At 57.4% G+C, this 12,771-nt stretch carries 17 protein-coding genes; 10 read left to right on the top strand and 7 right to left on the bottom strand.

Annotated elements, in window-relative coordinates; genetic code table 11:
• Nucleotides 1-183: 183 nt before the first annotated feature.
• The 3 genes from HW452_RS11435 (at nt 184) to HW452_RS11425 (ending at nt 2,197) form a co-directional block, all read left to right on the top strand.
• A complete protein-coding gene (locus HW452_RS11435) occupies nt 184-1,173 on the top strand; it encodes a lipid A deacylase LpxR family protein (RefSeq protein ID WP_224106234.1) in 990 nt (329 codons plus the stop codon).
• 65 nt (nt 1,174-1,238) lie between these two features.
• Entirely contained in the window at nt 1,239-1,562 is a 324-nt protein-coding gene (locus tag HW452_RS11430; RefSeq protein WP_224106233.1) for a hypothetical protein, read from the top strand.
• Nucleotides 1,563-1,678: 116 nt separating this feature from the next.
• Nucleotides 1,679-2,197, top strand: a complete 519-nt coding sequence (locus HW452_RS11425; protein ID WP_224106232.1) for a DUF421 domain-containing protein — start codon at nt 1,679-1,681, stop codon at nt 2,195-2,197.
• A gap of 72 nt (nt 2,198-2,269) precedes the next feature.
• Here the strand turns inward: HW452_RS11425 and yghU are convergent, their stop codons facing one another.
• Complete coding sequence (gene yghU / locus HW452_RS11420) at nt 2,270-3,133, bottom strand: glutathione-dependent disulfide-bond oxidoreductase (RefSeq protein ID WP_224106231.1); 864 nt, start codon at nt 3,131-3,133, stop codon at nt 2,270-2,272.
• Between the two features lie 173 nt (nt 3,134-3,306).
• Here yghU and HW452_RS11415 point away from each other — a divergent pair, with 173 nt between their 5' ends.
• Nucleotides 3,307-4,008, top strand: coding sequence for an aspartate/glutamate racemase family protein (locus HW452_RS11415; RefSeq protein ID WP_224106230.1), 702 nt, complete (start codon nt 3,307-3,309; stop codon nt 4,006-4,008).
• Here HW452_RS11415 and HW452_RS11410 read toward each other — a convergent pair whose 3' ends face one another.
• Together HW452_RS11410 and HW452_RS11405 are read right to left on the bottom strand one after the other, a co-directional pair.
• Nucleotides 4,009-4,434: an organic hydroperoxide resistance protein gene (locus HW452_RS11410; RefSeq protein ID WP_224106229.1), complete on the bottom strand. Its 426-nt coding sequence runs from the start codon at nt 4,432-4,434 to the stop codon at nt 4,009-4,011.
• Between the two features lie 112 nt (nt 4,435-4,546).
• Complete coding sequence (locus HW452_RS11405) at nt 4,547-4,996, bottom strand: MarR family winged helix-turn-helix transcriptional regulator (RefSeq protein ID WP_224106228.1); 450 nt, start codon at nt 4,994-4,996, stop codon at nt 4,547-4,549.
• A 264-nt stretch (nt 4,997-5,260) separates the two neighbouring features.
• Here HW452_RS11405 and HW452_RS11400 point away from each other — a divergent pair, with 264 nt between their 5' ends.
• The 4 genes from HW452_RS11400 (at nt 5,261) to HW452_RS11385 (ending at nt 8,358) form a co-directional block, all read left to right on the top strand.
• On the top strand, nt 5,261-5,803 hold the full coding sequence (locus tag HW452_RS11400; protein ID WP_224106227.1) for a gluconokinase: 543 nt from the start codon (nt 5,261-5,263) through the stop codon (nt 5,801-5,803).
• 15 nt (nt 5,804-5,818) lie between these two features.
• On the top strand, nt 5,819-6,814 hold the full coding sequence (gntR, locus tag HW452_RS11395) for a gluconate operon transcriptional repressor GntR (RefSeq protein WP_224106226.1): 996 nt from the start codon (nt 5,819-5,821) through the stop codon (nt 6,812-6,814).
• A gap of 73 nt (nt 6,815-6,887) precedes the next feature.
• Nucleotides 6,888-7,760 carry an MOSC domain-containing protein gene (locus HW452_RS11390; RefSeq protein ID WP_317986347.1) on the top strand — a complete coding sequence of 291 codons (873 nt, stop codon included), beginning with the start codon at nt 6,888-6,890 and terminating at the stop codon, nt 7,758-7,760.
• A gap of 175 nt (nt 7,761-7,935) precedes the next feature.
• On the top strand, nt 7,936-8,358 hold the full coding sequence (locus tag HW452_RS11385) for an OsmC family protein (RefSeq protein ID WP_224106225.1): 423 nt from the start codon (nt 7,936-7,938) through the stop codon (nt 8,356-8,358).
• Between the two features lie 170 nt (nt 8,359-8,528).
• Here the strand turns inward: HW452_RS11385 and HW452_RS11380 are convergent, their stop codons facing one another.
• The 3 genes from HW452_RS11380 to HW452_RS11370 all read right to left on the bottom strand — a co-directional run bounded on the left by HW452_RS11380 (nt 8,529) and on the right by HW452_RS11370 (nt 10,724).
• Entirely contained in the window at nt 8,529-8,963 is a 435-nt protein-coding gene (locus HW452_RS11380; RefSeq protein WP_224106224.1) for a PRC-barrel domain-containing protein, read from the bottom strand.
• 427 nt (nt 8,964-9,390) lie between these two features.
• Entirely contained in the window at nt 9,391-10,059 is a 669-nt protein-coding gene (locus tag HW452_RS11375) for a 2OG-Fe(II) oxygenase (protein WP_224106223.1), read from the bottom strand.
• Nucleotides 10,056-10,724: a CoA pyrophosphatase gene (locus tag HW452_RS11370; protein WP_224106222.1), complete on the bottom strand. Its 669-nt coding sequence runs from the start codon at nt 10,722-10,724 to the stop codon at nt 10,056-10,058. The genes HW452_RS11375 and HW452_RS11370 overlap by 4 nt, the downstream gene beginning before the upstream one ends.
• 93 nt (nt 10,725-10,817) lie before the next feature.
• Between HW452_RS11370 and HW452_RS11365 the strand changes: the two genes are divergently transcribed.
• Entirely contained in the window at nt 10,818-11,375 is a 558-nt protein-coding gene (locus HW452_RS11365; RefSeq protein WP_224106221.1) for an NUDIX hydrolase, read from the top strand.
• Nucleotides 11,376-11,378: 3 nt separating this feature from the next.
• On the opposite strand, the gene HW452_RS11360 is transcribed toward HW452_RS11365, so the two are convergent.
• Nucleotides 11,379-11,690, bottom strand: coding sequence for an NGG1p interacting factor NIF3 (locus HW452_RS11360; protein WP_224106220.1), 312 nt, complete (start codon nt 11,688-11,690; stop codon nt 11,379-11,381).
• 93 nt (nt 11,691-11,783) lie between these two features.
• Here HW452_RS11360 and HW452_RS11355 point away from each other — a divergent pair, with 93 nt between their 5' ends.
• Nucleotides 11,784-12,743, top strand: coding sequence for a sugar-binding transcriptional regulator (locus tag HW452_RS11355; RefSeq protein WP_224106219.1), 960 nt, complete (start codon nt 11,784-11,786; stop codon nt 12,741-12,743).
• Nucleotides 12,744-12,771 lie beyond the last annotated feature (28 nt).

Below are 12,771 nucleotides of genomic sequence, written 5' to 3'. Positions count from 1 at the left end.
TTGACAAGATCGACTATGCTAAGCAAGAAAGGTTAAGCCTGCTTTTCGGGAAGAAATTGCAGGCGCCTTTTGATAAAACATAATGTTTGCTTGCTATGTTTTTGCACTTTTACATACAATCAGCAATGTTTGTTGGCGCCCAAGGCGCTGATGTCAATTGCCCCTTACCTCAAGGAACGAGAAATGCATGAATCCTGCCTGCTACGCTGGCGTCAGCTACCCCTTCTGGCAGCGATGTGTCTACTACCTGCACTGGCAAGCGCCGATGACAACGTCATAACGGTCAAGCATGAAAATGACGGCATGGCCAGCAGCGATGATGGTCATTTTACCAGCGGTTTCGAGCTTAATTGGGCCTTCAAGCCTGCCCCCGATGACTGGACACAGCGCCTGGCAACTGCCCTGCCCAACAGCGTCATGGGCCAGGCCGATACTGCCGCGTTTCGGCTGGTGCACCAGATTTACACCCCCGATAATATCGAGCGCGCTGATCTGATTGAAGATGACCGCCCCTATGCAGGGCTTGTGTATCTGGGCATGTCACTTTATGAAGATGTGCCGGTGGGCAACTGGCAGCAGGCTACCGACCTGCATCTGGATGTCGGCCTGGTAGGCCCTTCGTCACAAGCGGATAGCATTCAGCGCGAAGTGCACCGGTTCACTGAAAGTGATCGACCGCGTGGCTGGCGCCACCAGCTGGAAGATGAGCCAATCCTGAACCTGACCATGCGCCGTCAGTGGTGGCATGACCTTCCACTGGCCGGCAAGCGTCTTGCGCATGGCCCTGGTGTCAGCGTTGCTCTTGGCAACTTCAATACCTATGCAAGCGCCGGCTACGGCGTACGCTGGGGCGATGATGCCAGCGGCATTCCTACATTGACCCCCAATCCTGGCAATCGTGGCCGGATGACGAGCACCACCGGCTGGCAGTGGTATCTGTTTGCCAACGTCGAAGGCTACTACGTGGCCCATAATCTGACGCTGGATGGCAATGTATTCTCCAGCAGCCACTCCGTGGATCGCAAGGAATGGGTCGGCGAAGCGGCCGCCGGTCTTGCGCTTGCCTGGGACGAGTGGCAGGTCACCTACGCAGCGGTTCAGCGTACGCGTGAGTTCGATGGCCAGGATCGACAGGACAAGTACGGCGCGCTTACTCTCTCCAGAAGCTTCTAGGTCAACCGGCCCGGTAGCCGTGGCAAACGCCTCTACGGTTACCGGGCACCACCAGGGTAACCTGCATGGCCAACGCCTTCCCGCATACGCCTGACGGGCGCTATTTCGTTGCCAAGAATCGTCTGTGGCGCTGTACCGACCCACGCTTGAGCGAGGCGGAAAGGCAGCGCCATGTCAATGATCTGATGGACGCGCGCCGCGCGGTAAAGAGCGCGAAAGGGCAAGACGATGAAAAAGCCCTGCGTCAGGCGCGTGACAATGTGCAGGCCGCCAAGGAGGCGCTGGGCGAGCGTGGGCCAGTGTGGTGGGACGATAACGCTCCGGATGAAACCGGTATGGCGCCGCATAACAGCAGCTACGCCGAGTGGTGGGAGCAGCAAGGCAGGTAACCGCCTGATACCCGGCGCTGGCGAAGCATCCGGATTGCCGCTAGCTTGTCAGTAGCGAGCGCTATCGTTCAATGCGCGGCACACGGTGTGCCCGCTACATGGGTATCAGGGAGTTTATGTTTTTCAACGGTTGGGAAAATCTGTTTCGTACGCTGATTGTCGGGGTGCTGGCCTACGCTGTCCTGGTGATTTTTCTGCGCCTGTCGGGCAATCGAACGCTTTCCAAGATGAATGCGTTTGACTTGATTGTGACCGTGGCGCTGGGCTCGACCCTTGCCACCATTCTGCTTTCCAAGGACGTTGCTCTTGCTGAAGGGGCGCTGGCTCTAGGGCTATTGATCTTTCTGCAGTTTGCGATTACCTGGCTGAGCGTGCGCAAGCGTTGGGTAAAGCGGATGGTCACCGGCGAGCCCTTGATGCTGCTCTATCGCGGTGAGCTGCTTACCCGTGCTTTGCGTCAGGCGCGCGTGACCCAGGACGAAGTGCGCGCCGCCCTGCGCAGCAGCGGTCTTGGCAATGTAAGTGAGGCGCATGCGGTCATTCTGGAAACCGACGGCTCGCTTAGCGTGGTCAAGGAGAGTGACTCACCTGCAGACTCGAGCCTTGAAGGGGTGCGCCGCGCGGGACGGGACTAATCACCCCGGGGGCATACAGGCTGGCTGCGAGAACGGCCCCGACGGGGCCGTTCTTCTGTCTGCTGAAAGTCTCTACTGCAGCTTGTCCTGCGTTTTCAGCTCGAAATCACTGGCATCGTGGCGCTCATGGAGCTGTTCGCTTGGCTCGCCGAACGTACGGTTCACCATCCGGCCACGTTTGACGGCGGGGCGGGCATCGAGTTCTTCTGTCCAGCGCAGTACGTTCTTGTAGGTATGGGCTTCCAGGAACTCTGCCGCTTCGTACACCCGGTTTTTCACCAGCGCGCCGTACCAGGGGTGAATGGCCATGTCGGCAACGGTGTACTCGTCACCGGCCATGTAGCGGTTATCCGCCAGATGACGATCCAGCACATCAAGCTGGCGCTTCACTTCCATGGTGTAGCGGTCAATCGGGTACTGATATTTCTCCGGCGCGTAGGCGTAGAAGTGACCGAAGCCGCCACCCAGTATCGGGGCGCTGCCCATCTGCCAGAACAGCCAGGAGAGGCACTCGGTACGCTTGGCCGGGTCGCTTGGCAGAAAGGCGGAAAACTTCTCGGCAAGATAGAGCAGGATGGCGCCGGATTCAAACACGCGCTGGGGCGGCTGGGTGCTGTGATCCATCAGCGCAGGAATCTTGGAGTTGGGGTTCACGTCGACAAACCCGCTGCCGAACTGGTCACCTTCACCAATCTGAATCAGATGGGCGTCATACTCAGCGTCTTGAATGCCCTTTTCCAGAAGCTCTTCCAGCATCACGGTGACTTTTACACCGTTGGGCGTTGCCAGAGAGTAGAGCTGCAGCGGGTGTTTACCTACCGGCAGCGCCTTGTCATGGGTAGGGCCGGCAATAGGGCGGTTGATATTGGCAAACTTGCCACCATTGCCGGGCTCCCATTTCCAAACGCGCGGTGGGGTGTAAGACGTATCGCTCATCATGGCCTCGCTTGTCGGTTCTTGGGCAAGCGCCCAGAGCAGATGACATCCTGCTCAGGCGCTACAGATATTTTCTACGTAGATGCTTTATGAGGGTAGTCAAAAGCTGCTACAAGGGTAGTGTGTGATTAGCACGTTAATAAAGATTCCCGGCAACGAAAAAGGAGATGAACATGCAGGTGATCGGCGTACTGGGCGGAATGAGCTGGGAGTCGACGCAGAGTTACTATCGCGCCCTCAATGAAGGTGTGAAGCAGGCGCTAGGCGGCTTTCATTCTGCCAAGATAGCCATGGTCAGCGTTGACTTTGCAGAAATCGAGACCCTCCAGCAGCAGGGAGACTGGGACAAGGCAGGCGAGCTGCTGGCGGATGCCGCACGCTCGGTAGAGCGCGCCGGCGCCGATTTTCTACTGCTGGCAACCAACACCATGCATAAAGTGGCGCCGGCCATCGAAGGGGCTGTCGGGATTCCGCTCTTGCATATCGCCGACGCCACAGCCGAACGCCTTCAGCAGGATGGCGTTACTCGCGTGGGCCTTCTGGGAACGCGCTTTACCATGGAGCAGGACTTCTACAAGGCACGGCTGCAGGAAAACTTCGGCATTGACGTCGTGGTGCCGGACGAGGTCGAACGCGAGTCAGTTCACCGGATCATTTTCGATGAGCTGTGCCAGGGAGTGATCAATGATGATTCTCGCAAGCGTTACCTTGAGATCGTTGACAGCCTGCATGCACAGGGCGCCCAGGCGGTCATTCTGGGCTGTACCGAAATCGCGTTGCTGATAGAGCAGGCACATACGGATGTGACGCTCTACGACACCACCGCCCTGCATGCAAGCACGGCGGTGGCGCGAGCGCTGAACACGGGGCGGTGATCAGGCCAGGGTCAGCGTCACATCGATATTGCCACGCGTGGCGTTAGAGTAGGGGCAAACCACGTGCGCCTTGTCGACCAGCGCCTGAGCGACGCTCCTTTCAAGGCCCGGCAGATTGATCGTAAGCTCGACCTCGATGCCAAAGCCATCAGGAATCGCGCCAATGCCCACGCTGCCTTCAATGGATGCATCCTGGGGGAGCTTCACTTTCTCCTGGCTGGCGACATGCTTCAGCGCGCCCAGAAAACACGCAGAGTAACCTGCGGCAAAGAGCTGTTCCGGGTTGGTGCCGCTGCCGCCGGCGCCGCCAAGCTCCTTGGGCGTGCTGAGTTGTACCTCCAGCGCGCCGTCTGAGGACTTGGCGCTACCTTCGCGGCCGCCGGTTGCGGTAGCGTGGGCACGGTAAACGACGTTTTCTATCGACATGGCAAGTTTCCTTTCTGTGGTGAAGCAAGGTCTGGCAGTTTAATTTAGCGAAGCTTTATTTTGCGCGCAATATTAATTTCAGTGAACACGCCTTTCACTGTGTTTTAAGCGGTTAACCGCTTTTTTGCAGGCTGTTACGCAGTTGCACGAGGTCTTCCTTGAGCTGGGTCAGTGCCTCCACCGACTTCTCGCTGGCGTTGACAACGCAGCTGGGAATGCGGCGGGCCTGCTCACGCAGCTCCCGTCCCTTGTCGGTCAAGTAAAGCTCCACGATACGCTCATCTTGCCGGCTGCGCTGGCGAACCAGCAACTGGTCGGCTTCAAGACGTTTCAGCAGCGGGGTCAGTGATCCAGGGTCGGTCAGCAGGCGTTTGCTTAACGCGCCTACCGTAATACCATCTTGCTGCCACAGTACCAGCATGGCCAGGTACTGCGGGTAGGTAAGCCCCAACTCCTTGAGAAGCGGTTTATAAATTTTTGTCATTGTCAGTGAGGTAGAGTACAGCGCAAAACAGAGCTGATGATCCAGTTCCAACTCACTGCAAGGTTCTAACGCGGGCATATCGACTCCGATAAGGGATGCGATGGGCTAATGTAGCGCGCAGTGAACACGCTTACCAGACCTAGACGTTGGTCGTAGGTGCGTGCTTTTGCTTTGACACTCTCCGGCAAGGTCGTTAGCCTTTTTACATGATGTTACCGGTAACAGGGCCGGTTGCCGGGCCAATACTTCTTCAATATTCAAGCCCGCTACCTATTGGGCATCATGCTGATGACACTTTCATGACAGCCGCCGAATAGGCCGCGCATCGGGAGAAATGGTTCAATGAGGTCTACTTCTTATCGTATCCTGGTGATGGGGGCGTCCGGATGTGGAAAATCCCTGATCGGCAAACAGGTGGCCGCCGCGCTGGGTACTCGGTTCATCGATGGCGATGATTACCACCCGCCGGCCAACGTGGCTAAAATGGCCAGCGGCACGCCGCTTGACGACGATGACCGGCAGGGCTGGCTTCAGGCCCTGGCGGATCTGTTTGCGCAGTACCGTCAGCAGGATGAAAGTGTGGTCATTGCCTGCTCGGGACTCAAGCAGCGCTACCGCGACTGCTTGCGTAAAGGCGACCCGAAGCTCGAAATCCTGTTTCTGGAAGGCAGTCGTGATTTGTTGCGTGAACGCCTGGAAACGCGGGAAGGCCACTTCTTCAAGGGCGAGAACATGCTGGCAAGCCAGCTTGCCGACCTGGAGCCGCCTGGCGAAGATGAGGCCTGCACGGTGTCCATCGAGCTTTCACCCGAGCAGATTGTGGAGCACTTTACCGCTACGCTTGGCGGCGGCCTCATGCGCCCCCCGCACGCTCCCTTACCTTAGAGGAAGTATCACTGCTTGAAGAAAAAACGCCCAACGCTACAGGATATCGCTGACCGGGTTGGCGCCACCAAGATGACGGTCAGCCGCTGTTTGCGGACCCCGGAAAGTGTGTCGGAAGGCTTGAGGGAGCGTATCTTCAGCGTTGCAGAAAGCATCGGTTATATCCCCAACCGCGCGCCTGATCTGCTGTCCCGGGCGACCAGCCGCTCCATCGGTGTGCTGGTGCCGTCGCTCACCAACCAGGTATTTGCCGATGTGATCGTCGGTATCGAGGCCTTGACGGAGCCAGCAGGCTATCACCTGATGCTCGCTCACTACGGCTATAGTCCGGAGCTCGAGGAGCGTAGCCTGGCGTCATTGCTCTCCTACAATGTGGATGGCGTGATTCTTTCCGACCATCACCACACGCCGCGCAGCCTGCGCATGCTGGAAACGGCAGGCATTCCCGTGGTGGAAATCATGGATACCTATCAGGCGCCGCTGCAGCAGGCGGTGGGCTACGATAACGTGCGCGCCGCCTTTGACATGGTCAGCGAGATGATACGCCTGGGTCGCCGCCGGGTGATCTATCTGGGGGTGCGCCTGGATGAACGTACTCGCCAGCGTGAACAGGGCTACCGCCAGGCCATGGAAGCCCACGGCCTGACGCCGGTGGCGCTGCATAGCCGCCAGCGCTCTTCCTACAGCGTAGGTGCCGCGCTGTTGAAGCAGATTCTGAACGACTACCCCGATACCGACGCTATCTTCTGTACCAACGATGACGTTGCGGTAGGCGCTTACTTCGAATGTCAGCGCCAGGGAATGGATGTGCCAGACCGAATGGCCATCGCCGGTTTTCACGGCCACGATGTGGGACAGGCCATGACGCCAAGGCTTGCCAGTGTCATCACGCCGCGCCAGGCGATTGGCGAGGCGGCGGCAAAAATGCTGCTGGCCACCCTTCAGGGGGAAACCACCAACGAACGAGTGCTTGATCTGGGCTACCGCATCGAATGCGGCGGCACGCTGTAACTTGCCGGTAGGTGGCTGGCGCGAAGCAGGCGGGTTGGCTTAGAGTATCCATTTCGCTTGTTTCGAGGCTGCCGTGAACGTTGCTGCAAATACTGATCTGAGAATCGCCGAGCTCAATATCTATCCGGTTAAATCTCTGCAGGGTATCCGCCTTTCAGAAGCTGCGTTGACGCCAACCGGCCTCGCCTGGGACCGTCGGTGGATGCTGGTCGATACTCAGCAGCGATTTGTTACCCAACGCCAGCTGCCCACCCTGGCCACGGTAGGCGTGGCGTTGACAGACGATGCTCTGGTGCTTTCTCATCCAGATACCGCGCCCATTTCCGTCCCTTTGAAAGAGCCCCAGGGCAATTTACGCATCGTTCAGGTATGGAACGACCACTGCAAGGCCTGGCCCGAGAGCAACGCCGTCACGCAGTGGCTTGAGGCCGCGCTTGGAGAGCAGGCGAAAGGGTTGCAGCTGGTCAGGTTTGCCACCCGGTTCGAGCGAGCGGTAGAAGCCGAGTTTCTCGAAGGTGATCAGGCGCATACGCATTTTGCCGACGGCTACCCGTTCTTGATCACTTCCACCGGCTCCTTGGATTCCCTGAATGCAGCGCTAGAGGCTAACGGCAGCGAACCGGTACCCATGGCGCGTTTTCGCCCCAATATCGTCGTCGAGACGCCGCGCGCGTGGACGGAAGATGGATGGCATACCCTGGATGCCAGAAGCGGCGCGTATGGCTTTGCCCTGCGCAAGCCCTGCAAGCGCTGCAAGATCACCACGGTAGATCAAAAGACGGCTGCCATCTTCGACCCGGCAGAGCCGCTCAAGACGCTGGTGGCACTCAAGACTCAGCCGTCTTTGAAGGGCGGTTATTTCGGCCAGAACGCGACCCTGAATCGAGGAGAGGGCAGTACGCTGCGCATAGGTGATGAACTCATCGCAACTGGCCGACTATCGTGAAGCGCAGCGCTTGCACAAGCGATCGTCCGCTTTCTTGGCCTGCGTCTGACGTGATCGATTCGGCAGGGCACGCAAAATCGACTATGCTGATCAGGGCAGTCGGCTTGCATGATAGACCACGTAGGAAACAGGCTGGTCGAGCTGGCTAATAGCTATCTAGACACAAGGAGTTCTCATGGATCGTAAAGCTAGCGCACGTTGGGAAGGTGGACTCAAGGACGGTCAAGGCACCGTCAAGACGGAAAGCGGCGTTCTGGATGCCAATTACTCTTTCAAGAAGCGTTTCGAAGACGAGAAGGGCACCAACCCCGAAGAGCTGATCGGTGCAGCCCACGCCAGCTGTTTTTCAATGGCCCTGTCGATGATTCTGGGTGACAAGGGATACACTGCGAATTCGATCGATACCAATGCAAGCGTGACCCTCAAGCAGAATTCACAAGGTTTCAGTATTTCCAAGATTCATCTGGAGGTAGTGGCTGATATTGATGGTGCTGATGAAGCGAGCTTCCAGGAAGCGGCAGAAACGGCCAAGGCCAACTGCCCGGTTTCAAAGGTACTCAATGCTGATATCAGCATGACGGCCAAACTGAAAGGTTAAAGCTTTATCAAAAAATCGCCGCGTGTTAGCCACGCGGCGATTTTTTTATGGCGGCTGTTTATAGAGTCAAGTTCGTATCATTCGTGAACCTTTATATAGCCAATAAAAAATATATAGCCACTAAAAAGCCCCGGCATATGCCGGGGCCTTTTGCGTCTTACAATAACGAATTAGTTATTGTGGTGCGCATCGCGGTCAAACTCTTCAGCTTCTTCAAGCGCTTCTTGTGAAGCGTTGACGCGGATTACATAATCATCGCCATCGTCATCGCGTGTAAGCTCAAGGGAATCCCACTCGATGGCGACATCTTTTTCACCCATACCCAAGAAGCCGCCTACACCAACAACAACGGCCTGGATCTGGCCATCTTCATCAATGATCAAGTCATTGATGGTGCCAATGTTCTCATCGTCCTCAACGGTGCTCAGTACATTGTTTCCGGTGAGGGAGTCAGCGTAAAAGGTACCTTGCGGAGCGGTAGTCATGTACGTAGCTTCAACGGCAGTCGTCGTTGTGGCCGTGTCCTGAGCGGAAGCGGAACCCGCTGCCAGCATGAAGGCCGGAACCATCAGAGTACCAATAACTGCAGATTTGATCGTTTTCATTACTCATGCTCCTTGCACTTGTATGTAGGTGTAACGTGTCTACGTCGATACCTATATCAATTAATAGCAGCTGAGTTACTGACATCTTAAAGCTAGACATCGAATTCTGGCTTTAAGTTGAGTAACGCTTCACGTGATCTATATCACTCCTTGAAGCTTTTACTTTCAACACAATATCCATTTGTGTTTCAGCTGACTACTACTCCTGAAGTTTAAGTCCTGAAGTTTAAAGCTGGTTGCGAAAAACTACGGGGATAGTTTTTTGCTGTTCGACACTGCTGCGTGTCGAGACACTTATCAATGTAGACGCTATGTTCGGCTTTTCAACAGTTTTATTAAAAAACTTTTGTTAGAAAGTTATGTTGATGAGGGCCATCAGGAGGTCAGGAAGGGCCGGTCGATGATGGCCAGCCCCGGATACAGGTGGTTATCGCGCCGGGTCCAGCACGCCCCCAAGCGAGGCATTGCGCCGGAACCACCCCGCTATGCTGGCTCTTGAGCGGCGGGTCGGCAGGACTTCATGAGGAATGGTTTCCGAAAGAAAGCAGGCGAAGGTACCCGCTTCGGGAATTACCCGCGCCACCTCCTGGTGGGGGGCGTCGGGATGATAGATCACCATTTCACCGCCGCCATCTGCCGGCCAGTCAGGGTTGAGGTATCCCACTGTCGATATGACCCGGTTGGCGCGGCCACGAAAGCTGTCCAGATGACGCTGATAGAAAGCGCCCGCCGGGTAGTGGGCGAAATGAGCCTCATACTCGAACAGCCCCAGAAACAGCGCCTGGTTGAGTGCCTGCTGAAGCTCGCCCATGGCGCTCAGGTAATGGCGCTGGGCTTCGCTTTCACGATCGAGCCAATGAATGGCGTCCCCACGGATATCCTTGCGCAGGTGGTGCTGTTGGCCTCGGCCGATCCCGGCTTCTGCAAGGGCATCATGCTCGGCCATGTGCAAAAGCTCACGGTGCAGAGCGTGGCAAAGCGCAGGGTTGATGACCCCCTGACCCACGTACCAGCCCTGCTCTACCAGGGCGTCTACCACTGCGATTTGGACCGTCTGGCATAAGGCCGGTGCGGCTGACGCATCAAACGCCATCATTTGCGAATACTCTTGGCAGTTACCTGGCGAACGTCAGGCGAATTGAGGGGCCGGCTTCTGCGTTCGGGATAGTGCTTGAGCACTCCCGCCGGCTGCTGATAAAGATCAATGGGCATACCAAAGCCTTCTGCCAGGAGTTCGACCAGCATCATGGCCGAAAGCCCCCAGATCACGTGACCGTCAACGCGGTAGCTGGGTACATAGTGGGCTACGCCATCGACCGTGATCACATCGGTATGCGTACGCTGATCATCCAGAAAATGGCTCAGCGGCACCTCGAAGATGGCATCCAGTTCGCCCGGGTCGGCCACCAGCGGCAAGTCCGCGGGAATGATACCTACCCAGGGCGTTACCCTCAGACCATGCAGCGAAATGACATCCGAAAGCCTCCCCAGTGGCTCGACAAGCCTCGGGTCGAGAGCGATTTCCTCTTCGGCTTCCCGCAGCGCGGTGGTGTAAAGGTCTTTATCTTCAGGTTCACGTTTGCCGCCGGGAAAGGCGACCTGGCCGCTGTGGGTATTCAGATGACTCGCCCGGCGGGTAAACAGTAGCGTTGGTGAGGCGCGATCCACTACCGGCATCAACACGGCCGCTTCCGCCATCTTGAAATGATCCAGTCGTTTCGGGGTCAGTAGTTGCAGCTTTTGGCGCAGATTCTCTAACATGAGCTATCCAGTCACTTTGTCTCTTTGTACCCAGCAGGGGTAGCGCGCGTCAAGCGCGTGGCTATCCTGGCCACTCAGCCGTAGGAACACACCATGAATTTTTGCAGCCAGTGCGGTGAGAAAGTACGTTTTGCCATCCCGGAAGGTGATGACCGGCCGCGCTACCTGTGTGATGCCTGTGGCACTATCCACTACCAGAACCCGCGCATCGTTGCCGGTACACTGCCGGTAAGCGGTAGCCAGGTGCTGCTCTGCAAACGGGCCATTGCGCCGCGTAAAGGCTACTGGACCCTGCCCGCCGGGTACATGGAAAACGCCGAGACCACCCAGCAGGCCGCCATGCGCGAAACCCGGGAAGAGGCGCATGCCGACGTGGTACTGGGCGATCTTTATACCCTGATCGACCTGCCGCATATCAATCAGGTGTACATGATTTTCCGGGCCGAGCTGGTAAGCGGTTTCAGCGCCGGTGTCGAAAGCCAGGAAGTGGCGCTGTTCGATGAGCACGACATCCCTTGGGATGCGCTGGCCTTTCCTACCATCGAGCGCACGCTGCGCCACTTCTATGCCGATCGCGGCAAGAACCAGTTCCCGCTCCACGCCAGCACCATCACGCCGGAAGATCGCGAACGCTATTTTGGAAGCGCCTAGCCTTTAAAGCTCGGCCAACTGCCACACATCGTAGGCAACCTCCTCATAAGGATGGGCAAGCTTGAGCGCTGCAATGGCAGCATGAATCCGCTCGTCGCTGCACACAAGTTCCACCTTGAGTTCTTCGACCTGCGTAAGTGTATCGACGTGGCCGATGTGAGGGTCGGCGCCTTCCAAAGGGCGAAACTGGCCGGTGCCGCGGGTCTGAAAACAGCACGCTTCGTAATTGCCGATGCGACCGGCGCCGGTTTCAAACACTGCTTCCTTGACGCTTTCGGCAGCATCGATGGGGACAAAAAAGGCAAGCTTGTACATGGACTGACTCCTGTAAAAAGCACACTTGCATAGTAGCGGATAGGCGGCTTCTGGTCGTGGCGAGATCAATACAGACAGAGGGAAGGCTGATCAATGGATAAATTCGAGCTAAAGCTGGATCAGGCGGCCCGAGCTGCCTGGATGTCGTATGTGGGCGGCCTGACTCAAGACGAGATTGCCGCTCAACTGGGCGTTTCCCGGCCTGGCGTACAGCGTCTTTTAGCCCTGGCACGTCAGGAAGGAATGATCAAGGTACATATCGATCATCCCATTTCCACCTGCATGGCGCTGGGCCGTACGCTAGAAGAGCATTTCGGGCTTGCGTTTTGCGATGTGGTGCCCGCCGCTTCTCAAGGCGTTGAAAGCGCGGCCTATTACCTGGGTGTTGCGGCCGCCGAGCGGATCGGCAGGCTGGTCGAGCGAAACGCTCCGCTGACCCTTTCGCTGGGCAGCGGCCGCTCTGTGCGGGCGGCGGTGGAGGCGCTGGATCGCACAGAGCGGCCCCAGCACCGTTTTGTATCGCTGGTGGGCAATGTGGCTCGCGACGGCTCGGCCAACCGTTATGATGCGGTAATGCTGCTGGCTGACAAGATAGGCGGCCAGCGGTTTCTTCTGCCCGCGCCGGTGGTTGCTGAATCCTTGGCGGAAAAGAATGCACTGCTGGACCAGCGGCTTTTTCGGGCAATTGCCGAGGTCGCCAAGGCGTCGGAAGCGGCGTTCATCGGCGTAGGGCGAATCGATCGCCGGGCTACGCTGTTTCAGGATCACTTCATCAGCGAAAGCGAGCTTGAAGAGCTCCTGGGCCTTGAAGCGGTGGGGGAACTGCTGGGCTGGCCATTGAACAGCCGAGGCGAAGTGATCGATTGCTCGATTACCCGCCGCGTAACGAGCCTGCCGCTCGAGCATTTTGGCAAGCACCTGACGGTGGCGATTGCCGGGGGTAACGACAAGGCGCCGGCGATTCATGCCGCGTTGAGGGGTGGGTGGCTCAAGGGGTTGATTACCGATGAGGCGGCAGCGCGAAGGATCGTCGATCAACTTCCGACGACATGACGGCTTGCCGTCGCTGTAAGCGTAAAGT

The sequence above is a fragment of the Vreelandella aquamarina genome, assembly GCF_020075495.1.
Lineage (GTDB): Bacteria > Pseudomonadota > Gammaproteobacteria > Pseudomonadales > Halomonadaceae > Vreelandella > Vreelandella aquamarina_A.
The sequence above is the reverse complement of the archived record's forward strand: the minus strand, read 5'-3'. Positions and strand labels throughout refer to the sequence as shown.